We start from the raw sequence: 25,262 nt of genomic DNA, 5'->3' as shown, positions 1-25,262 counted from the left end.
CGGGACGGGGTGGATGAGGACTGGCTCGCCCGCCGCTACTACGGCGGGGATCTTCCGCCCGAGGCGGAACGCTGCCTGCATCTGGCCGCCGCCAGCTATGCCGACAGCGAAGCGGCGCTCGTCCATCTCGCCCGCGCGGCGGAGGTCGCCCCCGGCCATCGCCTCGTCGATCTCGGCCATTATAAGTTCCACTTCTACAAGGCCAACCTCGGTCCGGCGCTGGTCTATGGCGAGCGCATGCTCGGCCACGCGATGGCGGCACTCGGCGTCAACCATACGGACTGGCGCAGCATCACACCGGCCACCGCGGATTTCCGCGGGCTGGAGCCGGCGCCCCGCCTGTTCCTGTTCGCCCTGGTCGCCATCGGCTACCTGCTGCTGCGCACCGGGCGGCTCGACGCCGGGCGGGAGGCTCTGGGCAAGGTCTGTGACCTCGATCCCGACGACCGTTTCGGAGCCGCCCGCCTGATCGCCGTCGCCGACCGCCGCGAGCATGAGGACGAACTTGAGGAGGCCGGCGCATGACCGACGACATCCTCGAATCCCTGGACTGGCGCGGCGAACCGGTGGATTGCACCGCCTGCGCCCACCGCGACCGCCGGCTCGATCCGGCAACCACGGCCCTGCCGCCCGGCGGCAAGCTGCCCGGTCATTGCCTGCCGCTGAAGACCTGTGTCGAGGACCGCTACGCCAAGCGCATCCAGCGATTTTTCGAATGGAACCCGGATCTGTCGGCCGGCCATCTCGACCATCCCTATTTCGAGGTCCGGGCGAATGCGGCGCGTTTCGCCCCGATCTTCCAGCTTCCCCGGCTGATGGGCGATCCGGACGAAACGGTGCGCTCCGTCCTGGCCCGCCGCCTGCCGCGCCGGCTGCTGATGAAGCTGCGCGACGATCCCGACCGCGAGGTGCGGATCGCCGTCGCCACCCGGCTGGAGGACGCCGACCTCGCCCCGCTGATGCGCGATCCCGACTGTTCGGTCCGGCTCCGGGTGGTGCGGCGGATTCCAGACGGCATGCTGCCGGCGATGATGCATGACGAGGACCCGGAGGTTCGGGTGGAGGTCGCCCGCCGCCTCGCCATGGACTGGTTGCCCAGCCTCGCCTGGGACGATAGCCCGCGGGTGCGGCTGGTGGTGGCCCAGCGGCTGCCGCCGTCGAAGCTGCATGTGCTGCTGGCGGATGCCGACTGGATGGTCCGCCTCGCCGTTGCCGGGCGGATCGATGCCGGACAGCTCGGCCCCCTGCTCGACGACCCGGAGGAGGAGGTGCGCGCCATCGCCCGCCAGCGCGCCGCCGGTCTCGCTGCAGGTTTCACGATCGCAAACGACCTCCCGCCCCTCTAGCGGCCCCTCAACGGACGGAGCATCCGCGCCATGACCGACACCGAAGCAGCCGCCCCATACCGCCGCGAACGCGCCCGCAGTGCCGAGGATGCCAATGAGCTGGTCGGCCCGCCGGTGCTGGAGCAGGGGTTCAAGGTGAAGGCCCTGCGCGACGTGCGCAACGACGGGACCTATCCCGGCCGGCCGGTCGGCGACTTCCTCATCCGCGAGGGCGATGTCGGCTATGTCATCTCCGTCGGGACTTACCTGCAGATGTACTACATCTATGCCGTTGATTTCTTTGAGAAACGGGTCGTCGTCGGTATGCGCGCGCGCGAGCTTCAGGTGATCGACGCCCACTGCAACGACCCCCAGTGAACCCAGCCCGGAAGCCCCAGGCCAAACCAGCCGGTCCCCACCGATAAGGAGCCTCGCGATGTCCGACGTCGAAGCCGCCGCCAAGCCCGGTTTCATTCCGCCGCGCGAACCGCTGTACGACTGGGGCCTGCGGGTCACGGTGCAGGAGGATTTGTTCAACGACGGCAGCCACCCGCAGGTGCCGGACGGCGCGCTGCTGGCGCCCAAGGGCACGCCCGGCACCATCGTCCGCGTCGGCCGCACCGAGGAAGGCAGCCTGCCGGTCTATCTGGTGGAGTTCCCCGGCGGCACCGTCGTCGGCTGCCTGGAAGAGGAAATCGCCCCGGCCGACGGGTCGCGGCGCGGTGTGCCCGGTGTGATGTGATGGGGGGCGATGCGATGACCGTCTACCTCGACAACAACGCCACCACCGCCCTGGCTGCGGAGGTGCGCGAGGCGATGCTGCCGCACCTGTTCGGCGAGTTCGCCAATCCGTCCAGCCCGCATTCCGCCGGCATGGCGGCCCGCCGCGCGGTCAGCGAGGCCAAGGCGCAGGTCGCGGCCCTGATCGGCGCCAAGCCGGCCGATCTGGTGATGACCGGCAGCGCCACCGAGGCGACCCACGCCGCCATCCTGGGTGCCCTGCGCGTGATCGAGGAGACCGACCACCACCGCGACCACATCGTCACCACCGCGGTGGAGCATCCGGCGACGCTGGCCCTGTTCGACGACCTGCGCCAACGCGGCTGGCGCGTCACCATCCTGCCGGTGAACCGCGACGGCCTGCCCTCGCTGGTCGATCTCGCCGCCGCGGTGACGGAGGCGACGGCGCTGGTCTCCATGATGTGGGCGAACAACGAGACCGGCGTGCTGATGCCGGTCGAAGGGGCGTCGGCCATCGCCCACGCCCATGGCGCGCTGTTCCACAGTGACGCCGTGCAGGCGGCGGGCCGGGTCCCGGTCGATTGCGGCATCGCCGACTACCTCACCCTGTCCGCCCACAAGATGCACGGGCCGAAGGGCGTCGGCGCGCTCTATGTCCGCAAGGGCGCCCCCTTCCATGCACTGATCCACGGCCATCAGGAGCGCCGCCGCCGCGGCGGAACCGAAAACGTGCCGGGCATCGTCGGCTTCGGCGCCGCCGCGTCGCTGGCCTCGCTCTGGTTGGATGAGGCGGATCTGATCGCCTTCCTGCGCGACCGGCTGGAACAGGGCATCCTCGCCCGCTGGCCGGGTGCGGTTGTGAACGGCGCCGGTGCCGCCCGTCTGCCCAACACCAGCAACATCCGCTTCGCCGACGGGCGCGGTCATCCGGTGGACGCCGAAGAACTGCTGATGCGGCTCGACCGCGCCGGCATCGCCGTGTCGATGGGGGCCGCCTGCTCCTCCGGCGGCAACGAGCCGAGCCATGTGCTGACCGCCATGGGACTGAACGGCGCCGAGGCCGCTGCCAGCCTGCGCTTCTCGCTGAGCCGCTACACCACCGCGGCGGAGGTGGACGCCGTCCTGTCGGAACTGCCGGCCTTGCACGCCCGGTTGGTCGCAGCCTGAAAATATAATTAAAACAATAGGATGGAGTTTCGGTGATGAAGGTGATGATCCGCAAGGCGTCCGAACAGTACACGATCTACGTCGCCAAGAAGGACTTGGAGGAACCCATCGTCGAGATGGAGAAGCCGGGCCTGTGGGGCGGCTGGGTCAAGGTCGCCAACGGCTGGACGCTCGATCTGCCGGAGATGCCGGCGGAAACCCGCCTGCCGATCACCGTGGAAGCCAAGAAGCGCGGAACGGAGTGACCCCCATGGCCCTGTCGCCTGAGCGCATCGACAGCATCGCCACCCTGGCCGGCAAACTGTTCGCCGGCGGCGGCAAGCTCGACGCCGTGGTCCGCAGCGTGCGCGAGGCCAACCCGGACCTGAAGACCGTCACCGGCGCCATGGCCGCGGTGATGGCGGAGGATCCGTTCCGGGAAGGGGCGGGCTTCGACCTGCATCTGGTGGACGGCAACAACCACTGCTGGCTCATCACCGACAAGCCGGAGCTTGCCACCGGCGTCGTGATCGCCCAACGGGACGAGGACGAGTGAATGAGCGAAGCCGCCGTAGCATGGGACCCCGCCGCCTCCGACGATGACGGGGTGGACGATTATATCCCGCTGACCGATCCGGACATCTCCGGTGCCGAGGTCGAGATGCTCGGCCGCCTGCTGTCCTCCGGGGCCTTGAGCGACGGGCGGATGGTGCGGGCGTTCGAGGATGGCTTCGCCGCCTATGTCGGCCGCGACCATGCAGTGGCGGTGTCCAGCGGCACCATGGCGACGCTGCTGATGCTGAAGGGCTATGGCATCGGCGAGGGGGACGAGGTGCTGTGCAGCCCGTTCGGCTGGCATCAGGTGCAGCATGCGGTGGCGCTGTCCGGCGCCACGCCGGTGCTGGTCGACATCGACTATTGGCAGCACACCATCAACCCGGAGAAGGCGGCGGCGCTGGTCACGCCGAAGACCCGGGCGATCCTGGCCGGCAACGTCAACGGCCACCCCGCCCATTGGGACGAGCTGCGGGCGCTTGCCGATGCCAAAGGGCTGATCCTGCTGGAGGATTCGACCGAGGCCATCGGCTCGACCTACAAGGGGCAGATGGTCGGCACCTTCGGCGATGCGGCGGTCTTCGACTTTTCCGAACCCGGCATCCTGCTGGCCGGCGAGGGCGGGATGATCGTCACCGACGACCGCGACCTCGCCCACCGGCTGCGCTACATGCGCCGGCGCGAGACGGAGCACCGCAACACGGTGGTCATCACCCGCACCCTGCCCTGGCAGGCTGGGATGAGCGACCTGAATGCGGCGCTGGCCTTGGTGCAGTTGAAGCGCCTGCCGGAAATCCTGACGCGCCGCAATCTGGTGATCGCCTACTACGACGCAGCCATGGCGAGCTTCGAGGGGATTAAGCCGCCCTATCGCGGACCGGGGGCCGAGGTGGTCAACCCGATGGTCTATTGCGTCCATCTCGGCACCCGCTTCAGCGCGTCGGGCCGCCGGTCGATCATCGAGGATCTGGACACCCACGACATCGACGCCAGCGACTACGGCCAGCCGTTGCACACCCAGCAATATTACATCGAAGCGCTGGGCGAAGATCGTGCCGGCCGCGGCGCCTGTCCGGTCTGTACCAAGACCGCCGACCGCGTGCTGGCCCTGCCGCTGCACCGCAAGATCACCCGCGACCAGGTCGCCTTCATCGTGGAAACGCTGAAGGACGCCAGCATCAACACCGGTGCCGGCGCCGCGATCTATCTGTGAAGCCCAGAGAGGGAAGAGGCATCCATGACCGTCACCACGCTTGCACCCGATTCCGACTCCGTCACGGTCCCGGACGCCGCCGCGGCACTGGCCGACATCGCCGCGGCGCTTGCGGCGCGGCAGGTGGTGCCCTATCTCGGCCCCGGCGCCTTCGACCTGCTGCCGCCCGACCAGTGTCCGATCCCGCGCAACTCGGCGGAGTTGGTGCAGCGCCTGAACGCCAAGGTCGCCGCCCCCGGCCGCATCCGCGCCAGCCTGACCGCGGTCGCCCAGTTCATTGAGACGCGCAAGCACCGCAAGACGCTGGAGGCCATCCTCAACGACATCTTCCGCCAGACGGTGCCGGCCACCCCGGTGCATGCCCTGCTGGCAGCGATCCCGGCCCCGCCGCTGCTGGTCGATGTCTGGTACGACAGCGTGCTGGACGGTCTGCTGAGCGCCGCCGCCGACCGGACCTGGGGACAGATCCAGGGGGTGTCGCACCCGCAATCGACCGGCGAATGGGTGCGTTACTACGGCCCTGACGGTGCCGAAGCCTCCGCGGAGGCGGCGGCCGGCTGGGACACCGTGCTGTACAAGCCGTCGGGGGCAGCGACGCCGGCCGGCAACTACCTGATCTCCGACAGCGACTATGTCGAGATCCTGACGGAGATCGACATCCAGACCCCGATCCCGGCCATCGTCCAGGACCGCCGCGCCGGCCGTCATTTCCTATATCTGGGCTGCCGCTTCGACCAGGAGATCCAGCGCACCTTCGCCCGCCAGATCGCCAAGCGCTCCTCCGACAGCCACTGGGCGGTCATCCCCGGCGAGCTGTCGAAGAACGAGGCACGCTTCCTGGCGCTTCACGGGATCAAGCGCATCGACATGACGCTGGAGGAAGCGGTGGAGGGATTGCGGACGCGGGTGTGAGCATGCGGGGAGCATCCTCGACCCAGGCCCCGCCCCCTACCCCCAAAGAGGCCGCACCGCAGCGCAACACAGCTCCCCTCCATCCGTTATCTCGCGAAACGGATGGAGCGTGCGGGAATGGTGACGAAGAGCGGCCCCACTTTGGCCGCAGCATTTGCAACCCTGTTGCTGACTGCATCGGCAGCGATGTCGTCGGCCACCGCGCAGGAAACCACCCCTCCCCCCGGCGACGAACCGGCGACCTCCGGCCCGGCCATCGGGTTCTGGATCGACAACGACCTGTTCGGCGGCGGGACCGACCGCTATTACACGAACGGGTTCCAGTTCTATTACTTCTCCGGGGCCCGGCCGACCTACGGCAACATCGACTGGCTGGCCAACCTTGTGCCCTGGATCGAACCGGGCGGCGTGCGGCGCTACGGCTTCGCCTTCGGCCAGAACATCTACACGCCGAGCGACCTGACCGCCCGCAACCCAAACCCCAAGGACCGGCCCTATGCCGGTTGGCTTTATGGCCGCGTGTCGGTGCTGAACGAGGCGCCGCGGGCGGTAGACCGCATCGACCTCGACCTCGGCATGGTCGGTCCGGCTTCGCTGGCGGAGCAGACGCAGAAGACGGTCCACAAGATCGTCGACGGCGCCACCTATCCGGAGGGCTGGAACTACCAGCTGCGCGACGAGCCGGGTGTCGTGCTGAGCTATGAGCATGTCTGGCGCGACGAGAAGCCCAACAGTCTCGGCCCGCTGGAATGGGATTTCAGCCCCCATGTCGCCGCTAGTGTCGGCAACGTGCTGACCTTCGCCGCGACGGGGGCCACCGTCCGGCTCGGCGGAAACATGCCGCCGCCGGTCGGTGCGCTGGTGACGCGCCCGACCTCCAGCATCCCCTACCAGGACAATCCTTACTCCGAACGGCCGGGGCGCTTTTCCTGGTACGTCTATGCCAGCGCCGAGGGCCGGGCGGTGGCCCGCAATATTTTCCTGGACGGCAACAGCTTCCGCGAAAGCCGCTCGGTCGCCAAGCACCCGCTGGTCGGCAGCATGCAGGCCGGCCTGACCCTGCGCTACGGCCGCTACGGCCTGACCTACGCCCAGACCCTGCAGACGCCGGAGTTCCAAGGCCAGAAATCGCTGACCAACTACGGCTCCCTGCGTCTGTCGGCCCAGTTCTGAGGGATCAGAGGAAGGGCAGCGGCAGGATCAGGGTGAAGCCGTCCAACGCCATCAGCACGCCGGCCGCTGCCAAACCGCGGCTGGCCCACAGGATGAAGCCGCGGTTGGTGATGGCGAAGACCGATGCCAGCACGATGGCCAGTTGCAACATGCCCTCGGCGAAGTCGAAATAGGGGTCCTGCGCCGCGGCATGGTCGCGCCGCACCTCCGCCGCCTTGGCCTTGTTCAACAGATCCTTGCGGCTGTTCTTGCCCTCGTCGGCCTCCATCCGGTCAGCCGACTGGCGGTATTCGGTGGAGCGCTGCAAGGCTTTGGCCTGGGCATCGGCCGGCATGCCGGCGGACAGCAGTTCCAGTTCGTCAGCGGCCAAGCGCAGGCTGATCTGGCGCTGGGTCTTGGACTGGTAATAGGCGAAGCTGTCCGACGCCTCTATTGCGCTGGCCATCAGCTCCTTGCCTGCATTGGAACCGGCGACACTGACGATGGCGAGCACCGCCGCCAGGACGGAGATGTAGATGGCGGTGGACATCTTCACCCCATGCCCGCCCTCGTCATTCTCTTCGGCATGGTGGTGTCCCGCGGGGCGGTGCTTGGCCCGTTCCCGCTCATGGGCTTCGTCGATCAGGTCCTTCACCTCGGCGGCTTCCATGGTCCCCTGCCCTTCGTCCTGTCCCCCGCCGTTCGGCGGATGACGAAAGAGTTAGCGAAACACTCGACGCGAGAAAAGCCCCGCTCGCGTTCCGGCGTCGGGGACCGAGCGATGTCACCGCCACATTTTCCTTTTCACGGGCGGGTGTGGGCTCCCGAATGTCTCGTGCGTCAACATTCGCCCCTTTCATGGGCGACCGGTTCGGGCTATGTCAGGGACCATGAACCAGTTCGCACGCCTGGCGATCGAGGCCGGCCCGCTCGCCGCCTTCTTCGTTGCCAATTCACAGGCCGGCATCATGACCGGCACCGCGGTCTTCATGGTCGCCATCACCATCGCGCTCGCGGTGTCCTGGCGGCTGGAACGGCGCATCCCGATCATGCCGGTGGTCGGCGCCGGATTCGTGCTGCTGTTCGGCGGCCTGACTCTGTGGCTTCAGGACGACCTGTTCATCAAGATCAAGCCGACCCTGGTCAACCTGCTGTTCGCCATCGTCCTGTTCGTCGCCCACATGACGCGGCGCAACGTGATGAAGCGCCTGCTGGGCACGGTTCTGAACCTTTCGGACGACGGGTGGCGAACGCTGGGCATCCGCTGGGCGTGGTTCTTCCTGCTGCTGGCCGTGCTCAACGAGGTGGTGTGGCGGAACTTCGCCACCGACACGTGGGTCAATTTCAAGGTGTTCGGCATCATGCCGCTGACCCTGCTGTTCAGCGCTTTCCAGGCACCGCTGATCATGCGCCACCAGCTGCCGGATGAGCCGGCGGAAAGCGGCCCGGCAGCCTGACGGCACCAGCTTTGTCACGACTCCCGGCCTTGCCCCTCTTGTGCGGCGCGGAAGGGGCACTCACATTGGTGGCGACCGCGACGACATCCGTTCCGACCGTTTTTCAGAGGTATTGATCGATGGGCAGTTTCAGCATCTGGCACTGGTTGATCGTTCTGGTCATCGTGCTTCTCCTGTTCGGCGCCGGCAAGCTGCCCAACGTGATGGGCGACATCGCCAAGGGCGTGAAGGCCTTCAAGGCCGGACTGAAGGACGAGGACGAGGCCCAGCCGCCTGCCGCGACCACCACCGCCCAGACGCCGGCCCAGGCTCCTCCGGCCGCGATCAACCCGGCCCCGGCACAGCCGGCCGCACCTCAGCCGGCGCCGACCGCCACCACCACGACCACCGCCCAGCCGGTCGATCCGACCCGGCCGCATCAGGGCTGAGGTCTCTTCTTTTGTGCCGCCCGACTGCCGGGCGCGACCGCATGGCGGTTTGAAGGGGCGGCAAAATACGATAAAGAGAAGGGGCTTTCCGCAGCCGGTCCGTGTTCCGCGGTCCCGGCGCCCGGAAGGCCCCTTTTTCTGCTTTCAGCCGGCCCGCCATGACGGGCAAGCGCAGGTCGACCGTGACGCTCAAGCCACCGTACCGGCAGGCTCCAACCCTGACGACACCGACTTTCAAGGACGAGATGAAGGCCAACGGCAAACCTTCCGACACTCCGCCGCCGGAGAACGAGGACATCGCCAAGCTGCTTCGCGCCTTGAACGAAGATCTGCGGGCCGACCCGCAGGATGACGACGTGGAGTATGAGGAGGAGGAGCCGGCAGCCCGCAGCCGCCTGCCGCTGGGCAAGATCGCGATGGCCCTGGTCGCTGCCGGCGGCATTGCCGTCGGCGTGGTCTATTTCGGCTCGGGCGATCCGGCGCCGGTGACGACGGCCGCCAACAGCGGGGCGCCGATGGTGCCGGCCCCCGCCATCACCCGCGCCCCTGCCAACCAGACGCCCGCCAACCCGGCACCCGGCGCCGCGTCGAACGCGACCGGAAGCCTGCCGACACCTGCCACCACCCCGACGCCCACCACCTCGCCGACCGCCGCGACGCAGGCTCCTCCGGTGCAGTCCGCGCCGGCACAGACACCCGCCGCCGCCCCGCCGCCGCCGGTCGCCGCTTTGCCAACCAGCCCGCCCCCGGTCCTGAAAGTGCCGGAGCCACCGTCCGTCCCGGCCACCGCCCCCGCCGCGGCTCCGAAGCCGCGCGCTGCGGCCCCGATGGAAAGCGCTCCCGCGGTCCAGAAGCCGGAGTCGCCGAAGCCGGAAGCAGCCAAGCCGGAAGCGCCCAAGCAGGACGCTCCGGCGGACACCGGATCGTTGCAGGCGATGCTGGCGCCGCCCAAGGAGCCGGCAAAGCGTCCGCCCGCCGCGACACCGGCGGCCCCCGCCACCCCGCCCGCCGCGTCGCCCGGCAACGGCGAGCCCAAGCAGGCCGCCAAGGCCGCCGCTCCGCCCACCCCTGCCGCCCAGGCGCCGGCCGGACGCTACACCGTGCAGGTCGGCAGCTTCTCGGTGACGGGGAACGCCGATTCGCTGGTCCAGCGGCTTCAGGGCAACGGGTTCCAGGCCTACACGGTGGACTGGACCGACGGTTCGAACCGGTCCTGGCGCGCGGTGCGCGTCGGCGGCTACCCCGATCCGGCCGCCGCCAAGCGGGAGGCCGAGCAGTTGAAATCGAAGATGGGGCTCAACCCCGTCGTCGTGTCGACGCGCTGATCCCGGGCCGGCGACGGGCGCCGGCCGGTTTTTGCCCCTGCGACATCGTGTCATTGAAACGAAAGCCCGGCGGCGACATTTGGTCGCGGTCGGGCTTTTTCTTTCCGGCTTCACCCCGTTCTTTGGTCGGGGGAGCCGGGAGTGCCGCTTGATCCCCGCTTGTCTTTGCTCGTACCATGGACATTCCAGGGCACGAATGCATTGCCCCGGCCGCAAATTGGGAAGCCGGCATAAGACCGGCGCACCGGAGGACGCCCCGCCATGAAGCCGACCATCCTGGTTGTCGACGACGAGCCCAGCATCGTCCTGTCGCTCCAGGTTCTCATGCAGCGCGCCGGGTTCGACGTGCGCATCGCCCGCGACGGGGACGAAGCGCTGCGCTCGGTGGAGACCTTCACCCCCGACCTGATCCTGCTCGACGCGATGATGCCGAAGCGCGACGGCTTCGACGTCTGCCAGACCCTGCGGACCAACCCGGCCTGGAAGACGCTGCCGATCATCATGCTGACGGCGCGAAGCCGCGACGTCGAACGGCAGAAGGGGCTGGCGCTGGGCGCCACCGACTACATCACCAAGCCCTTCTCCACCCGCGACCTGCTGACCACCGTCCGCCGCCATCTGGGCCTGACCGCGACCGGCAGCGCGGAGCCGGCACCATGACCGCCCCGGCACTGGATGGACCATGCCCGGACCGGAAGAGCAGCGGCGTTCCTCCGCCCGCCCGCCTGCCCCGCCGCATGATCCCGCTGGCCTTCCGCGCCGTCGGCATCGGTCTGGTGGTGGTGGCGGTCGGGCTGGCGGCGGCGGTGCGCGGGTCGGACGCATCGGACCCGTTGCTGACCTACGCCGTGGTCATGACGGCGGCTTGCGCCGCCGCGGTTTGGGGGCTGTGGCTGGCGGTCGACCGCTATCTGCTGCGCGCCGCGGAGACCCTGAGCCGCGAGGCCGGGCTGATCGCCCACGGCAATGCCGAGGGGGCGGTCGGCGGCCGGGTGCCGCTGGCCCGCTATGGCGACCTGCTGCCCATCGCCCGCGCGGTGAACGATCTGTCGGACAAGCTGGCCCAGGTCCGGCGCGATATCGCCCGCACCGTCGCCGACTCCACCGCCAAGGCGGAAGAGCAGAAGACGCAGCTCGCCGCCGTGCTGCGCGATCTGCACGAAGGTGTCCTGGTCTGCAACACCCGGAACCAGATCCTGCTCTACAACCAGACCGCTCTCGACATCCTGCATCTGACGGGCGAGCTTGGGCTGGGCCGCTCGCTGCTGCACTTCGTGGTCGCGGAGCCGGTGACCCACACGCTGGAGCGGTTGACCCTGCGGGTGCGCGAGGGGCGGCACGTCAACCACGAGCATGGGACCACCGCCCAGTTCGTCGGCGCCACCACCGACGGCCGCATCCTGCTGGAAGGGCGGATGAGTGCCATCCTGCAGGACCCCGACCCGGCGTCGGACGAGCCGCCGACCATAACCGGCCCTGTCATAACCGGCTACGTTCTGACCCTGTCAGACGCCACCAGCGAACTGGCGGCGCTGGGCCAGCGCGACTCCCTGCTGCGCGAGGCGACGGAAGGGTTCCGTGCGCCCATCGCCAATCTGCGGGCGGCGGTGGAGACGCTGTACGACGCACCCGACCTCGGACCCGGCGAGCGCGCCGCCTTCGAAAGCGCGATGCTGGACTCCTGCGACAGCCTGTCGCAAAGGCTGGAGCGGGTGACCAACGCCTACCGCAATGTCGTCACCGGCAGCTGGCCGATGAGCGACATCCATTCCAACAACCTGATCACCCTTGTCGCCCACCGGGTGGGGGCCGAGTCCGCGACCACGGTGACGCTGACCGGTCTGCCGCAATGGGTGCATGGCGACAGCCACAGCCTCGTCCTGCTGTTCGCCTATCTGATCGGGCGGGTGCAGGCGCTGACCGGCGCCACCGCCTTCGATCTTGAGGCTGCCGGCCCGCAGGACGGCGACCGCTGGGTCTATCTCGACCTCGTCTGGCAGGGGCCGCCTGTGTCCAGCGCCACGCTGGACGGCTGGCTGGACCAGACCCTGCCCGACGGTCTGGGCGGCCTCAGCGCCGGCGACGTCTTGCAGCACCACCGCAGCACCGCCTGGAGCGAGCCGCTGTCCACCGACAGCGCCCCAGATACCGCCCGCGATACCGCCCGCGCCCGGTTGCGCGTGCCGTTGCCGCCGGCGCAGTCGCCGCGCACCGTCCAGCCGCGGCCGAAGGCCGGCGCCCGGCCGGAATTCTTCGATTTCGGGCTGCTGCACCAACCGCTGGCGACCAGCGAGCTTGGCCGCACGCCGCTGGACCGGTTGCATTACGTGGTGTTCGACACCGAGACCACCGGCTTGTCGCCCAGCACCGGCGACGAGATCATCCAGATCGCCGCCGTCCGCGTCGTCGGCGGGCGCATCCTGACCGGCGAGACCTTCAACACGCTGGTCGATCCGAAACGGCCGATCCCGCCGGAATCGGTCCCCTTCCACGGCATCACCGACGGGATGGTGGCGGGCAAGCCGACCATCGACGCCGTGCTGCCGCAGTTCCGCGGTTTCGTTTCCGGTGCGGTGCTGGTGGCGCACAATGCCGCCTTCGACCTGAAATTCCTGAAGATGAAAGAACGGGCGGCCGGGGTGGCCTTCGACTGTCCGGTTCTCGACACCATGCTGCTGTCGCGCATGCTGCTGGGCAACGACGGCGACCACACGCTGGACGGCATCGCCGAACGGCTGGGCATCGAGGTGGTGGACCGCCACACCGCGCTGGGCGACAGCTTGGTCACCGCCGCGGTGTTCCTACGGATGATCGAGATGTTGCGCGAGCGCGAGGTGCGGACGCTGGACGATGCCATCCGCGGGGCCAACATTCTGGTCGAACTTGCCGCACGGGAGCGCGCCTTTTGAGCGCGCCCGAGCCGATCCCGGGCCATGAGCCGGGCTCCGCCCGGTACCGCGACCGGATGATCGGCCTGTTCCTGCTGGCGGCCGCCCTGTTCAGCCCACCGCTTCTCGGCCTGTTCAGTGTGAAGGGAACGATCCTGGGGGTGCCGATACTGTATGGCTGGGTCTTCGGCATCTGGGCGGCGGTGATCGCGCTGGCGGCACTCGCCGGCCGGGCACGCTAGGAGGGCGGCATGGAGGCCGGGCTGGATTGGGCTGCCGTCCTGATCGCCGCGCTGGTCTATCTCTCCGCCCTGTTCGCCATCGCCCATTGGGCCGACCGGCGGGAAGCGGCGGGGCGTAGCGTCATCGCCTCGCCCACCGTCTTCGCCCTGTCGCTCGGGGTCTATTGTACCACCTGGACCTTCTACGGGTCGGTCGGGCGGGCGGCGACACTGGGCATCGGGTTCCTGCCGGTCTATCTCGGCCCTACCCTGCTGATGCTGCTGGCGCCGCTGCTGTTGCGCAAGATCCTGCGCATCGCCAAGGCGCAGCGCATCACCTCCATCGCCGACTTCCTGGCCAGCCGCTACGGCCACAGCCCCTTGCTGGGCGGTCTGGTGGCATTGACAGCCACGGTGGGTGTGACCCCCTACATCGCTTTGCAGCTCAAGGCGGTCGCCGTCAGCTTCGACGCGCTGACCGGTGGCGGGCTGGGCGCACCCACCGAGCCATTCCTCGACCAGGGTTTTCTCATAGCGGCGGTGATGGCGCTGTTCGCCATCGTCTTCGGTGCCCGCCAGATCGACGCGGCGGAGCATCATCCGGGCATGGTCGCCGCCATCGCGCTCGAATCGCTGGTGAAGCTGGTCGCCTTCCTGGCGGTCGGCATCTTCGTGGTCTGGGGCCTGCACGGCGGGCTAGCCAGCCTGTTCGCCGCAGCGGCCGCCCGCCCGGACCTCGCCCGCCTGATGGGCAGCGAGGCGGCGCTTGGGCATGCCGCGTCCGGCGGCGGTCCATGGGGCGCCTGGGTCGCCACCACCATCCTGTCCGCCGCGGCGATGCTGTGCCTGCCGCGCCAGTTCCAGGTGATGGTCATCGAATCGACGGACGAACGCCATCTCGACAGGGCGATCTGGCTGTTCCCGCTCTATCTCCTGCTGATCAACCTGTTCGTTTTGCCGGTGACGCTGTCCGGCCTGCTGACGTTCGGCGGAGGGATGGACCCGGATCTGTTCATGGTCGCCCTCCCCCTGAACGGCGGTGCGGGATGGCTGGCGCTGCTGGCCTTCCTGGGCGGGCTGTCGGCGGCGGCGGGGATGATCGTGGTCGAGACGGTGGCGCTGTCCACCATGCTGTGCAACGACCTGGTGATGCCGATCCTGCTGCGCACCCGGCCGCGGGCGCTGGCACGCTCAGCCGATCTGGCACCGCTCCTCCTGGCGGTGCGGCGCATCGCCATCGTGGCGATCCTGCTGTTCGGCTACGGCTATTTCCGGCTGGCGGGCTCGGCCTACGCTCTGGTGTCGATCGGGCTGATTTCCTTCGCCGCGGTGGCACAGTTCGCCCCGGCACTGATCGGCGGCCTTTACTGGCGGGGAGCGACCCGGCGTGGCGCCATCGGTGGCGTGGCGGCGGGCGCGCTGGTCTGGGCCTATACCCTGCTGCTGCCCAGCTTCGCGCGTTCGGGCTGGTTGCCGTCCGGCTTCATCACCGAGGGGCCGTGGGGAATCGCCGCCCTGCGGCCTTACGCGCTGTTCGGGCTCGAAGGTTGGGACTCGCTGGCCCATTCGCTGTTCTGGACCGCGCTCGCCAACATCGGCGCCTATGTCGGCCTGTCGCTGTTCGACCGGCAGGGTGCGGCGGAGCGGGTGCAGGCCACGGCGTTCGTCGATGTCTTCCACTCCGCCCCGGATGTCGCGACACCACGGCGGGAGGCGCCGCCGGACTGGCGCAGTGCGGCCAGCGTCGGCGATCTCACCCGCGTGGTCGCCCGCTTCCTCGGTCCACAGCGTGCCGGGCGTGCCTTCGACGGCGCCGATCCGGACGAGCCGGCCGGACCGGACCGGCTGCGGCTGGCCGAACGGCTGCTGGCCGGCGCCATCGGCGGAGCGTCGGCCCGCGTCGCCCTGGCCTCCTCCGTCTCGGCAGGTGCCGTGGAGGCGGCGGAGCTTCTGCGCATGCTGGACGAGACCAGCGACGTCATCGCCCACAGCCGCGCGCTGGAACGCAAGACGGCGGAACTGGAACGTGCCACCGACGCGCTGCGCGCCGCCAACGAGCGGCTGACCGAGCTGGACCGGCTGAAGGACGACTTCCTGTCCACCGTCACCCACGAACTGCGCACGCCGCTGACCTCGATCCGGGCGCTGAGCGAAATCCTGCACGACGACCCCGAGCTGGACTCCGAGCAGCGGCAGGAGTTCCTGGCCGTCATCATCAAGGAGAGCGAGCGGCTGACCCGCCTGATCAACCAAGTGCTGGACATGGCGAAGATCGAGGCCGGTGCGCTGGACTGGCGAATCGGGACCATCGATGCCGGACAGGCCCTGGCGGAGGCGGTCGTCGCCACGGAGGCGCTGTTCCGCGAGCGCGGCATCGCCCTGTCGGTCGATATCCCGGAACGGCTGCCGCCGGTGCGCGGCGATGTGGACCGGGTGATCCAGGTCGTGGTCAATCTGCTGTCCAACGCCGCCAAATTCACCCCACCCGGCGGCCGGACCCGGCTGGTCGCCCGGCTGGCGGACGGGGTCCTGCGGGTGGCGGTGATCGACAGCGGCCCCGGCGTGCCGGCGAAGGACCGTGACCTGGTGTTCGACCGCTTCCGCCAATCCGGCGACGCGCTGACCGGCAAGCCAGCCGGCACCGGGCTGGGGCTGGCCATCGCCAAGCGGATCGTCGAGCATCTGGGCGGCCGGATCGGGGTGGAAGACGCTCCGGACGGACCGGTCGCCGAGTCTGCCACCGGGGCGTCGTTCTGGTTCACTTTGCCGCTGGCGGTTTCCCCGTCCGGCCAGGGCGCCGGAGAGCCGCCGGTCATGATTCGAAAGATTGATTAGACTCTAATCGTTTACAATCGTCTGGCCGTGCTGCAATCCCGTGCTATCCTTTCCGGCATGTACGTTCCATATGGATCAGGGGATTTCCGCTTGCGGTCCGGCCCAGCCATGCGCCCATGGCGGCATACAACCGATGGGGTGCCATACGCCACGGCCCTTCCCGTTCGGGCGATGCACGCTTATGGTGGGGCCCACGGATCGGCGTATGACGCGGCTCCGACGGAACGGCCCGCCTGTCCGGCGGGTTGGCGGTAGGAAGGCGGGATGGGCAAGATACTGGTTGTCGACGACGAGCGGGACGTCCAAACGCTGATCTTGCAGCGCTTCCGCCGCGCCGTCCGGACCGGCGAACTGGAATTCCTGTTCGCCCATGACGGGCAGGAGGCGCTGGCGACCCTGCGCGCCCGGCCCGACATCGACATGGTGCTGAGCGACATCAACATGCCCGGCATGGACGGGCTGACCCTGCTGGATCATCTGCCGCAGGTGAATTCCGACATCCGCGCCGTCATGGTGTCGGCCTATGGCGACCTTGGCAACGTGCGCGCGGCGATGAACCGCGGCGCCTTCGACTTCATCATCAAGCCCATCGACTTCGCCGATCTGGAAGCCACCATCCACAAGACGCTGGAGGCCTGTCAGTCCGTGCGCCGCCTGCGCGACGCGCTTCAGGAAACCCGCACGGCGGAGGCGGCGTCGCGCGCCCAGGCCGCCCGCATGCGCCGGGTCCTGGACGGCAGCCCGATCGGTGTCGCCATCATCACCGAAGCCGGCGATCTGGTCTATTGCAACCAGCGCTGCACCGACCTGTTCGGCGTCCCCGCCGACACGCTCCAGCACCATTGCGCCCCCACCCTGTTCCGCCATGTCCAGGAGCGGCTGCCGAACCGGGCATCCGGGATGGACGCCTTATCGGTTTCGGACGAGATCCATTACGTGCGCGAAGACGGGCGCACGGTGTGGATGGCGATGTCCGTCGACCGCACCAGCTACGAGAACCAGCCGGTCTTCATCGTCTGGCTCTACGACATCACCGAACGCAAGGTTCAGGCGGAAGCGCTGCGCCGGGCCAAGGATTCGGCCGAACAGGCGCTCGCCGACCTGGAGCGCATGCAGTCCGATCTGATCCGGGCGGAGAAGATGGCGGTGATCGCCCAGCTGATCGCCGCGGTCGCGCACGAGATCAACACCCCCGTCGGCATCGCCCTGACCGCCGCCACCCATTTGCAGACGGCGTCGGAGGGGATCATCATGACCTTCAACGGCGGACAGCTGCGCAAGAGCGACTTCCAGGATTATGTCGGCACCGCCAGCGAGGTCTCCACCCTGCTGGTCGCCAACATCGAACGTGCCGCCGCCCTGATCCAGAGCCTGAAGCTGGTGACGGAGGGCAAGGCCAGTTCGCCGCGCAGCCGTGTCGGCCTGCGCGACTACCTGTCGGACATCGTGCTGGCGGTGCAGGTGCAGCCGGCCGCCGCCGGGCATGAGCTGGTGCTGGAATGTCCGGACGGGCTGGCGCTCGACACCTATCCCGGTGCGCTGACCGAGGTGCTGCTGGCCCTGCTGACCAATGCCTTCGCCCATGCCTTCGAGGCGGCGCCCGTCCCCGTCGGCTTCGGTGCGAGCGAGAGCGAGCAGCCGGAGGACAGCGTCCGCCGTCCGGGACAGGTCACGGTGTCGGTCCGGATGATGGGCGACGAGCGGGTGGAGCTGCGCGTGTCCGACAACGGCCGGGGCATCCCCGCCGACATCCAGCCGCGGCTGTTCCAGCCCTTCACCACCACCCGCCGCGGCGCCGGCAGCATGGGGTTGGGGCTGTATGCCGTGTTCAATCTCGTCACCGGCAAGCTTGGCGGGGAGATCGATATCGACAGCGAGGTCGGCCGCGGAACCTGTGTGATCCTGCGGCTGCCACTGGACGCCCCCTGACCCTTCCGGATCAGTGACAGAGCCCTGCGGACGACATCTTCGGGACCCACTCATGGACGACAAAGCCGATCTGCTGCGAGCCCTGCCCCCGCTGTCGTCCTACTCCCCGGAGGAGTCGGTCGTGGCCTCGCTGGACCGGGCGCAGAACTATCACGACCAGCTGGTCGCGGCGATGCCGGGCCTGATCGTCCACCGGGACGGCGTGATCCTTCATTGCAGCGGCACGCTTGCCCGCCTGCTGGGCTACGACTCGGTCGGGGAGGTGATGGCCCTGTCCGACATCATGGCGCTGATTCCGGAGGACGCCCGGCTGGCGGAGCGCAACGCCTATGCCCACTGCCAGCAGGGCCCGATCCAGCCGCTGGCCCGCCGCATCAAGCGCCACCGGGCCGACACCAGCATCCAGTGGTTCGACCAGCTGCTCGAACCGGTGGACTGGGGCGGCGCGCCCGCGGTGATGGAGATGCTGACCCAGATGCGCCCCCAGGCGGCCAATGCCGAGATCCCGCATCAGGGGCAACTGTTGCAAGCGGCCATCGACGCCATGCCCAACGGCGTGCTGATGCTGGATCGCAGCCTGCGGCTGGAGGGCGCCAACAGCGAGTATTTCCGGCTGTGGGACTATCCCCCCGGCATGTTCCCTCCCGGCACCCCGGTTGCCGAGACCCTCCATTACAACCACCGGCGCGGCGATTACGGCGATGTCCCCTGCGAGGAGACGGTGGCGGAGCTGTGCACCCGCTTCCTGGTCAAGGGCGTCATCAATTCCGAACGCCAGGTTCCCTCGAACGGCCGCATCCTGGACATCCGCACGGCTCCCCGGGCGGACGGCGGCTATGTGATCACCCACCACGACATCACCGACCGCAAGCGCATCGAGGATGAGCTTCGCCAAGCCAAGGAGCGGGCCGAGGCGATCCTGAAGGAGCTGCGCGAGACCCAGCAACAGCTGATCGTCCAGGAGAAGATGGCCTCGCTCGGCCAGCTGACCGCCGGCATCGCCCACGAGCTGAAGAACCCGCTGAACTTCGTCAACAACTTTGCCGAATTGTCGGGCGAACTGCTGGACGAGCTGCTGGAACTGCTGGAGCCGCTGAACGACCATCTGGAGGGAGCGACCCGCACCGACGTGGATGAACTGGTCGACAGCCTGCAAAGCAACCTGCGCAAGATCGCCGACCATGGCCGGCGCGCCGACAACATCGTCAAGAGCATGCTGGCCCATTCTCGCGGCGGCGGCGGCGAATGGCAAACCACCGACCTGAACGCCTTGGTGGAAGAGGCCGTGGCCCTGTCCTACCACGCCGTGCGCGCCCAGGACCGCAGCTTCAACGCGACTCTGGACCGCCGATTCGACGCGGCGGTGGGTGAAGTGAAGCTGGTTCCACAGGACATCTCGCGTGTGCTGGTTAATTTGTTCACGAACAGCTTTTACGCGGTCCGCAAAAAACAGCTGACCTGCGGCGATCCTGCCTACGTACCGGCACTGACAATAACAACCGAAACGAGAGGAGGGGACGTTTCCATAAGAATTCGCGACAATGGCATCGGCATGACTACCGCAGTGATCGAAAAGCTTTTCACTCCGTTTTTCACCACGAAGCCTACCGGAGAAGGAACGGGCTTAGGACTTTCACTCAGCTATGACATCGTGGTACATCAACACAGGGGCCGTTTCGACGTATCCAGCATCGAAAACGAGCATGCCGAGTTTACGATCACGCTGCCACGAACCGTGACGGCCATGTCGCTAGGGGAGCGCCGAAAGACATGACCCTGGGAATCCTCGTCGTCGATGACGAACCGGATATCGAGGATCTGTTTCGCCAGCGTTTTCGCGCAGAATTGCGCCGTGGTGAACTGGTGCTTCATTTCGCCGCGTCTGGCGAAGAGGCACTCAAAAGCTTGAACACCGGCCTGCAACCGGAAGCTGTTCTTGTCCTCAGCGATATCAATATGCCCGGGATGAGTGGACTCGACTTCCTGCGGTGTCTTCGTGCGGAAGCACCGCACGTGCCGGTGATCATGGTCACCGCCTATGGCGACTCCGAAAACCGCCGCCGCGCCCTGGACATCGGTGCGACCGAACTGGTGACCAAGCCCGTCGATTTCGTTGCCCTGAAGAAGCTGGTCCAGAGCGTCATCGTCCAGAAGACGGCCGCTTAACGCCCAGCCCCGCTCCCGGCGACCCCGGAGCCGACCCCCGCCGGGCCGACCCCAGGGCCGATTAAGGGCCGGCCCGATTGCCGGACAGGGAGCACGCCGTCTCTCTCCATCACCCCGCGCACACTGCCGCGATGTCGCTCAATTCCGGATGCGCCCCGGCCGAACAGGACGGGCAATCCGGATCGGCCGGAACCGCGATCTCGTTGAACTCGCCACGCAGGCCGTCATAGAGCAGCAGCCGGCCGGCCAGCGGTTCGCCGAGGCCGAGCAGCAGCTTGATCGTCTCTGCCGCCATGATGGTGCCGATCACGCCGGGCAGCACGCCCAGCACACCGGCTTCGGCGCAGGACGGCGCATATTCGGCCGGCGGCGGTTCCGGGAAGAGGCAGCGATAACAGGGGCGCACGCCCGGTGCCGCTCCGCCGAACACCGACACCTGCCCTTCGAAGCGGAAGATGGCGCCATAGACGTTCGGCACGCCCAGCCGCAGGCAGGCATCGTTGACCAGATAGCGCGTCGGCAGATTGTCCGAGCCATCGACCACCACATCGTGCCCGGCCAACAGCTCCAGCACATTGGCCGCTTCCAGCCGCGTGTCGTGCGACACCACCTCGATCGTCGGGTTCAGATCGAGCAGGGCGGCGCGGCCGCTCTCCACCTTGCGCTGGCCCAGCCGGCTTTCGGCATGCAGGATCTGGCGCTGAAGATTGCTGCGCTCGACCCGGTCGTCGTCGATCAGGGTCAGGCGTCCGACCCCGGCGGCGGCGAGGTACAGCGCGATGGGCGAGCCCAGCCCGCCGGCGCCGATCAGGGCGACACGGCTGCGCAGCAGCCTGTGCTGTCCGGCCTCCCCCACCTCCGGCATGGTCAGGTGGCGGCGGTAGCGCTCGCGCTGGGCGGCATCGAGCTGCGGCGGCACCTCCACCGGCAGGCCGCCGGCCTTCCAGGCGGAAAAGCCGCCGGAGACCGACCGCACGTCCCGATAGCCCAGCCGCAACAGATCCTCCGCCGCGAACAGCGACCGGGTGCCGCCGGCACACATCAGCAGCAGAGGACGCGCCGGATCGGGCGCCTTCTCCTCGATCCGCAACTCAAGGAAGCCGCGCGGCAGGCGCAGCGCACCGGCCGGGCTGCCCGTCGCCGTCTCCTCATCCTCGCGGACATCGACCAGCAGGGCACCGTCCCGTTGCAGGGCCAGCGCGTCAGCGGCGGTGACTTCTGCGATGCGGGCGCGCAATTCGGCGAGGCGCCGGTCCTTCAGGCTCATGACGCGAGGCTCCTCAACCGCCGGCCAGGGCGACCATCAGGGTCAGGGTGGCGCCGGCCGGCAAGGCCGCTTCCAGCCCGCCCAGCCGCCGGACATCGTCGCGGCCGAGATAGACATTCACGAACCGGCGCAGGTCGCCCTCGGCGGTGAACAGCCGGTCGCGGAAGGCATCCTGCCCGGCGGTCAAAGCCGCCAGCGCCTCGCGCACCGTGGCGCCCGGCACCGTCACCTGATCGTGCCCGCCGACGAAGCCGCGCAACGGGGTCGGCACGCGGATGGTCACCTCAGCGTTCGTCACGTCTGCATCTCCTCTTCCGGCATCGCCTCTCCAGCAGGCTTATGCGCCGCCGTCTGGACGAGCGCCGCTTCCGCCTCCACCGCCAGTTGGCGGAACAGATCACGCACCTGCTTGGCCCGCATCAGGTCGATGCGCAGGTCCAGCAGGTCCTTGAAGCCATATTCATACGACCAGACGTCGGCCGGTGCATCAACCCGGCAGGCGGTGCTGGCAACATGCTCGGCCAGCAGTTGCTCCACCGTTTCCTTGGGCTGGCGGCTGGCGTCGCCGAAATGCAGCTCCATCACGCGCTCGACCAGCGCCGCCTCTTCCGCGGTGGATTCGTAGAGTCCGCGCAGGCGCAGCTCGTTCAGCACCGGCTTCGTCGTCCGCGCCAGGAATCGGCGCGGGACCAGCCAGAGCCGCATCGCCCGTTCGATGGCCAGCTCGGTCATCAGTTCGCTGAACTCGTCATCGGTCAGGTCGTTGCGGCGGCACCAGTCGGCCAGCGCCTCCGCCCCCACGAGTCCGCGCATGGCGCAGAAACGCCGGGTTTCCGTCCGCACCGCCGTCTCGTCCACCGTGACGCCCATCACCTCCGCGAACTGGCGGATCAGCAGGCGGCCGAGTGCGGCGTTGTTGATTTCCGCGAAGTCCGGCCGGTGCAGGGCGGCGTGGGAGGCGATCTCCGACAGCGGGACCGTGTTGCCGCCGTGGCAGACGCGGCGGTCGCGCTCGTACAGGACATCGAAATAATGGGACGCGTTGAAGTCGAACGGCGCCGGCCGCGGCGGCATGATGAGGCTGCCGAGATGGCTGAGCAGAACCTCCGCATCGCGGCGCTTCTGGTCGATTCCGCCGCTTTCCAGGAAGCGCTCCAGCCGGTCCGTTTCCTCCGCGCCCAGTCCGGCTTCGGCGAAGATGCGGTCGCGGGTGCGTTCGGTGAAGTACAGCCCCTTGGCCGCGGCGATCACCCGGTCGTGCAGGGCCCGGTCCGCCGCCCCGGCAGCCAGTGCCGCCGCCATGCTGGCACGCAGGTTCACCAGCGGCTCCGACAGCGGGAACCAGCCGTCTTCCGGACCGGCATGGGCCAGCGCCACCTCGTCGTCGCCGGTCAGCCGGCCGTCGACATAGCCGCGCGCGACTTCGCCGACCGGCACCATGCCGAAGGGATGGCATTCGGCCGCCCGCAAGGCGCCCATGCTGGACGCGCCATAGACCGCCACGCCCTTGTGCAGGGCATAGAGGATCTCCTTGTGCCAGACCGACAGCGACTGGCCGAACACCCCGTCGATCAGGGCGATCACGTCCGGCCGGTGGATGGTCATGGCGCTGATGATGTCGGCCTGCGCCGCCGGGGGCAGGAACACCGCATCCGGCAGGATCGCGCGGGCATCCTCCACCGGCATGGTGGGGCCCAGGAACACACAGATCTTCATGCGACCGATCCCATTTGCGCTTGAGACGCATGTGCCTTCAGAGCGTCCGCGAAAGCCAGCGGCCGGGCACCCGGAGTGTAGAAGTCGAACTGGTAGCCTTCCAGCCCCGGCACCAGAATCCGCACCACCGGAATGCCGATCTCCGGCAGGGTAAGGTCGAAGACGAGCGCCTGCTCGATCCCGGCGCGGTGCAGGACGGTCAGCAGAACGGTGATGTCGCCTTCGAAAGTCGGGGTGGCATGGTTCCGGTGACGCCGCCCGTCGGTGTTGATCGGCGTCGCCTCCAGCGCCGCGATCTCGGCATTGCCGTCGGCATTCTGATTGCGGACCAGGTCGCGGCGGAAGAAGTCGTCGCGCGAACCGGCGATCAGGACCAGCCGCGACTGCACCGCCTCGGTCAGGGCGCGGCACATGGCAACGGCCGGCTCCAGATGGCTGCCATAGCCGCGGTTCATGCCGGTCTTGCGCATCTCGCGGTCATAGACGATTGCCATGTAGCTCGGCACGCCCAGGTCCGTCGTGACGTCGAACAGCAGCGGACGGATGCCGGCCTGCTCGAACCGGTGCAGCAGGTCGCGCACGGTCGGCGCGTCGATGCTCTCCAGATTGACCCGCGGCGTCGGCCAGTTGAGCCGATCGCCGGCATAGCGCCAGCAGGCCACGGAGTCGCGCTCGATCACCTCGTAGAGGCCGGCGGCGACCGCCTCCAGGATGTGGTTGCCGCTGGCCAGACCGTTGGTGCCCATGGCGTAGAAGCTGCGGGCCCCCGGCTTGGTCCCCGGCGGCATGCTGTGCAGCCCGACCGAGGTCCAGGGAGCGGCGACCGGCCGCCCGCTCATCAGGTCCCAGCCCCAGGTCCAGATCTCCGGCCGGTCGGGACGGAAGGAGCCGTGCTTGGTTCCCGGCAAGCGGTCCAGCGGGATGCGTCCATCGGCCGGCAGGTCGTTCCACGCCGCCTCGACATGCGGCAGGCGCAGATGCTCGGCATGGTGGAACTCGATCGCCTCCATCGCGGCAGAGACTGTCGCTGCAGCGAGGCTGAAACCCTTGCCGGCACTGCCCGACAGGGTCGGGCTGTTTGGCCGGTGCCCGATGACGGTGTGGATGCCCAGACGGTCCAGCCCGGTCACGTCGGCCAGCCGCGTGATGCCGCAGCGGGCGAAATGGGGCGAGATGCGGGCCAGCGTCTCTTCCGGCGTCGCCGTGCGGTGGGTGCCGATGAAGAAGCGCTTGGCGGCGCGGTGGACGGTGTCGCCCAGGCGGATGCCGGGGAACTCCGGATAGACGGTGTCGGGCGATGCGCTGTCAGCCATGGGATGGATCAGGACTCGCGGTTCCGGCCGGTTCGGAGGGAGATGGATTGTCGCCCCGCAGGGCGCGGGACGCGTAATGACAATGAGGGGCCGGCCGTCTCCCGTGAGGATAGGCCGGCCCCGATGCGATTACGCCTCGGTCTTGGGATCGTCGCCAGCCGCTGCCGGGCCCTGCGATGCGGAGGCCGACGCGCCAGGAGTGGCCGCAGCGGAGGTTGCCGAAGCGGACTGCGCCGCAGCGGACGTCGCCGACGCGGAGGTTGCCGATGCCGACATCGCCGATGCGGAATGAGCGGAAGCAGGAGCGGCGACCGCCGAGAAAGCCGGAGCCGGGACAGCCGACGCAGACTGCGCGGCAGCCGAGAACGCCGACGCCGGGGCGGCGACCGCCGAGAAGGCCGGGGCCGGAACAGCCGACGCAGACTGCGCGGCAGCCGAGAACGCCGATGCCGGGGCGGCGACAGCCGAGAAGGCCGGGGCCGGAACAGCCGACGCAGACTGCGCGGCAGCCGAGAACGCCGATGCCGGAGCGGCGACCGCAGAGAAGGCCGGGGCCGGAACAGCCGACGCAGACTGCGCGGCAGCCGAGAACGCCGATGCCGGAGCGGCGACCGCCGAGAAGGCCGGAGCCGGGACAGCCGACGCAGACTGCGCGGCAGCCGAGAACGCCGAT

The 25,262-nt window shown here is 68.6% G+C and carries 26 protein-coding genes; 20 read left to right on the top strand and 6 right to left on the bottom strand.

The genetic code is table 11. The features are described from left to right. Positions 1 to 9: 9 nt before the first annotated feature. From TSH64_RS10310 to TSH64_RS10265, 10 genes are all read left to right on the top strand, one after another. Positions 10 to 525 (top strand): hypothetical protein, encoded by a 516-nt coding sequence (locus tag TSH64_RS10310; protein WP_247873361.1) that lies wholly within the window; start codon positions 10 to 12, stop codon positions 523 to 525. Beyond that, entirely contained in the window at positions 522 to 1,346 is an 825-nt protein-coding gene (locus tag TSH64_RS10305) for a 4Fe4S-binding leucine-rich repeat protein (protein WP_109096657.1), read from the top strand. Before TSH64_RS10310 ends, TSH64_RS10305 begins: the two co-directional genes overlap by 4 nt. A 30-nt stretch (positions 1,347 to 1,376) precedes the next feature. Beyond that, the gene (locus TSH64_RS10300) at positions 1,377 to 1,703 is read left to right on the top strand and encodes a nitrogen fixation protein NifZ (protein ID WP_109096656.1); all 327 of its coding nucleotides are present in this window, start codon (positions 1,377 to 1,379) and stop codon (positions 1,701 to 1,703) included. A 58-nt stretch (positions 1,704 to 1,761) separates the two neighbouring features. Further along, positions 1,762 to 2,067, top strand: coding sequence for a nitrogen fixation protein NifZ (locus tag TSH64_RS10295; RefSeq protein ID WP_109096655.1), 306 nt, complete (start codon positions 1,762 to 1,764; stop codon positions 2,065 to 2,067). Positions 2,068 to 2,081: 14 nt separating this feature from the next. Continuing rightward, on the top strand, positions 2,082 to 3,233 hold the full coding sequence (locus TSH64_RS10290) for an aminotransferase class V-fold PLP-dependent enzyme (protein WP_247872852.1): 1,152 nt from the start codon (positions 2,082 to 2,084) through the stop codon (positions 3,231 to 3,233). Positions 3,234 to 3,268: 35 nt separating this feature from the next. Beyond that, positions 3,269 to 3,478, top strand: coding sequence for a putative nitrogen fixation protein NifT (gene nifT / locus TSH64_RS10285; protein ID WP_098739281.1), 210 nt, complete (start codon positions 3,269 to 3,271; stop codon positions 3,476 to 3,478). 5 nt (positions 3,479 to 3,483) lie between these two features. Then, a complete protein-coding gene (locus tag TSH64_RS10280) occupies positions 3,484 to 3,768 on the top strand; it encodes a hypothetical protein (protein ID WP_109096653.1) in 285 nt (94 codons plus the stop codon). Beyond that, positions 3,769 to 4,980 carry a DegT/DnrJ/EryC1/StrS family aminotransferase gene (locus TSH64_RS10275; RefSeq protein WP_199237522.1) on the top strand — a complete coding sequence of 404 codons (1,212 nt, stop codon included), beginning with the start codon at positions 3,769 to 3,771 and terminating at the stop codon, positions 4,978 to 4,980. Between the two features lie 24 nt (positions 4,981 to 5,004). Continuing rightward, complete coding sequence (locus tag TSH64_RS10270; RefSeq protein ID WP_109096652.1) at positions 5,005 to 5,892, top strand: SIR2 family protein; 888 nt, start codon at positions 5,005 to 5,007, stop codon at positions 5,890 to 5,892. A gap of 117 nt (positions 5,893 to 6,009) precedes the next feature. Further along, positions 6,010 to 7,065, top strand: coding sequence for a lipid A deacylase LpxR family protein (locus TSH64_RS10265; RefSeq protein ID WP_109096651.1), 1,056 nt, complete (start codon positions 6,010 to 6,012; stop codon positions 7,063 to 7,065). A gap of 4 nt (positions 7,066 to 7,069) precedes the next feature. On the opposite strand, the gene TSH64_RS10260 is transcribed toward TSH64_RS10265, so the two are convergent. Continuing rightward, entirely contained in the window at positions 7,070 to 7,714 is a 645-nt protein-coding gene (locus tag TSH64_RS10260; protein WP_109096650.1) for a DUF4337 domain-containing protein, read from the bottom strand. Between the two features lie 220 nt (positions 7,715 to 7,934). On the opposite strand from TSH64_RS10260, the gene TSH64_RS10255 reads away from it, so the two are divergent. The 10 genes from TSH64_RS10255 (at position 7,935) to TSH64_RS10210 (ending at position 20,293) form a co-directional block, all read left to right on the top strand. Continuing rightward, a complete protein-coding gene (locus tag TSH64_RS10255; protein WP_109047266.1) occupies positions 7,935 to 8,501 on the top strand; it encodes a septation protein A in 567 nt (188 codons plus the stop codon). Positions 8,502 to 8,620: 119 nt separating this feature from the next. Beyond that, the gene (locus TSH64_RS10250) at positions 8,621 to 8,929 is read left to right on the top strand and encodes a twin-arginine translocase TatA/TatE family subunit (protein ID WP_109096649.1); all 309 of its coding nucleotides are present in this window, start codon (positions 8,621 to 8,623) and stop codon (positions 8,927 to 8,929) included. A gap of 182 nt (positions 8,930 to 9,111) precedes the next feature. Then, entirely contained in the window at positions 9,112 to 10,254 is a 1,143-nt protein-coding gene (locus TSH64_RS10245; protein ID WP_247872851.1) for an SPOR domain-containing protein, read from the top strand. 261 nt (positions 10,255 to 10,515) lie between these two features. Then, entirely contained in the window at positions 10,516 to 10,914 is a 399-nt protein-coding gene (locus TSH64_RS10240; RefSeq protein ID WP_109096647.1) for a response regulator, read from the top strand. Beyond that, positions 10,911 to 13,163 carry an exonuclease domain-containing protein gene (locus tag TSH64_RS10235; RefSeq protein WP_247872850.1) on the top strand — a complete coding sequence of 751 codons (2,253 nt, stop codon included), beginning with the start codon at positions 10,911 to 10,913 and terminating at the stop codon, positions 13,161 to 13,163. Before TSH64_RS10240 ends, TSH64_RS10235 begins: the two co-directional genes overlap by 4 nt. Beyond that, a complete protein-coding gene (locus tag TSH64_RS10230) occupies positions 13,160 to 13,384 on the top strand; it encodes a hypothetical protein (protein ID WP_109096646.1) in 225 nt (74 codons plus the stop codon). The genes TSH64_RS10235 and TSH64_RS10230 overlap by 4 nt, the downstream gene beginning before the upstream one ends. Before the next feature lie 9 nt (positions 13,385 to 13,393). Then, complete coding sequence (locus TSH64_RS10225) at positions 13,394 to 16,198, top strand: sensor histidine kinase (protein ID WP_109096645.1); 2,805 nt, start codon at positions 13,394 to 13,396, stop codon at positions 16,196 to 16,198. A gap of 264 nt (positions 16,199 to 16,462) precedes the next feature. Further along, positions 16,463 to 18,127 (top strand): ATP-binding protein, encoded by a 1,665-nt coding sequence (locus TSH64_RS10220; protein ID WP_109096644.1) that lies wholly within the window; start codon positions 16,463 to 16,465, stop codon positions 18,125 to 18,127. Between the two features lie 52 nt (positions 18,128 to 18,179). Then, a complete protein-coding gene (locus tag TSH64_RS10215; protein ID WP_109096643.1) occupies positions 18,180 to 19,901 on the top strand; it encodes a PAS domain-containing sensor histidine kinase in 1,722 nt (573 codons plus the stop codon). Then, positions 19,898 to 20,293 (top strand): response regulator, encoded by a 396-nt coding sequence (locus tag TSH64_RS10210; RefSeq protein WP_109096642.1) that lies wholly within the window; start codon positions 19,898 to 19,900, stop codon positions 20,291 to 20,293. Before TSH64_RS10215 ends, TSH64_RS10210 begins: the two co-directional genes overlap by 4 nt. Positions 20,294 to 20,402: 109 nt before the next feature. Here TSH64_RS10210 and moeB read toward each other — a convergent pair whose 3' ends face one another. The 5 genes from moeB to TSH64_RS36100 form a co-directional block, all read right to left on the bottom strand. Next, the gene (gene moeB, locus TSH64_RS10205; RefSeq protein WP_109096641.1) at positions 20,403 to 21,560 is read right to left on the bottom strand and encodes a molybdopterin-synthase adenylyltransferase MoeB; all 1,158 of its coding nucleotides are present in this window, start codon (positions 21,558 to 21,560) and stop codon (positions 20,403 to 20,405) included. Between the two features lie 13 nt (positions 21,561 to 21,573). Then, complete coding sequence (locus TSH64_RS10200; protein ID WP_247872849.1) at positions 21,574 to 21,858, bottom strand: MoaD/ThiS family protein; 285 nt, start codon at positions 21,856 to 21,858, stop codon at positions 21,574 to 21,576. Beyond that, on the bottom strand, positions 21,855 to 23,276 hold the full coding sequence (locus TSH64_RS10195; protein ID WP_109096640.1) for a TfuA-like protein: 1,422 nt from the start codon (positions 23,274 to 23,276) through the stop codon (positions 21,855 to 21,857). The genes TSH64_RS10200 and TSH64_RS10195 overlap by 4 nt, the downstream gene beginning before the upstream one ends. Beyond that, positions 23,273 to 24,589 carry a YcaO-like family protein gene (locus TSH64_RS10190; RefSeq protein WP_109096639.1) on the bottom strand — a complete coding sequence of 439 codons (1,317 nt, stop codon included), beginning with the start codon at positions 24,587 to 24,589 and terminating at the stop codon, positions 23,273 to 23,275. Before TSH64_RS10190 ends, TSH64_RS10195 begins: the two co-directional genes overlap by 4 nt. Positions 24,590 to 24,718: 129 nt before the next feature. Then, positions 24,719 to 25,262 (bottom strand): hypothetical protein (locus TSH64_RS36100; RefSeq protein WP_211099161.1); only part of this gene is annotated, 544 nt, incomplete at its 5' end.

Origin of the sequence: Azospirillum sp. TSH64 (assembly GCF_003116035.1) — a bacterium.
In the GTDB taxonomy this organism is placed as follows: domain Bacteria; phylum Pseudomonadota; class Alphaproteobacteria; order Azospirillales; family Azospirillaceae; genus Azospirillum.
This window is presented reverse-complemented; position numbering and strand designations above follow the sequence as displayed.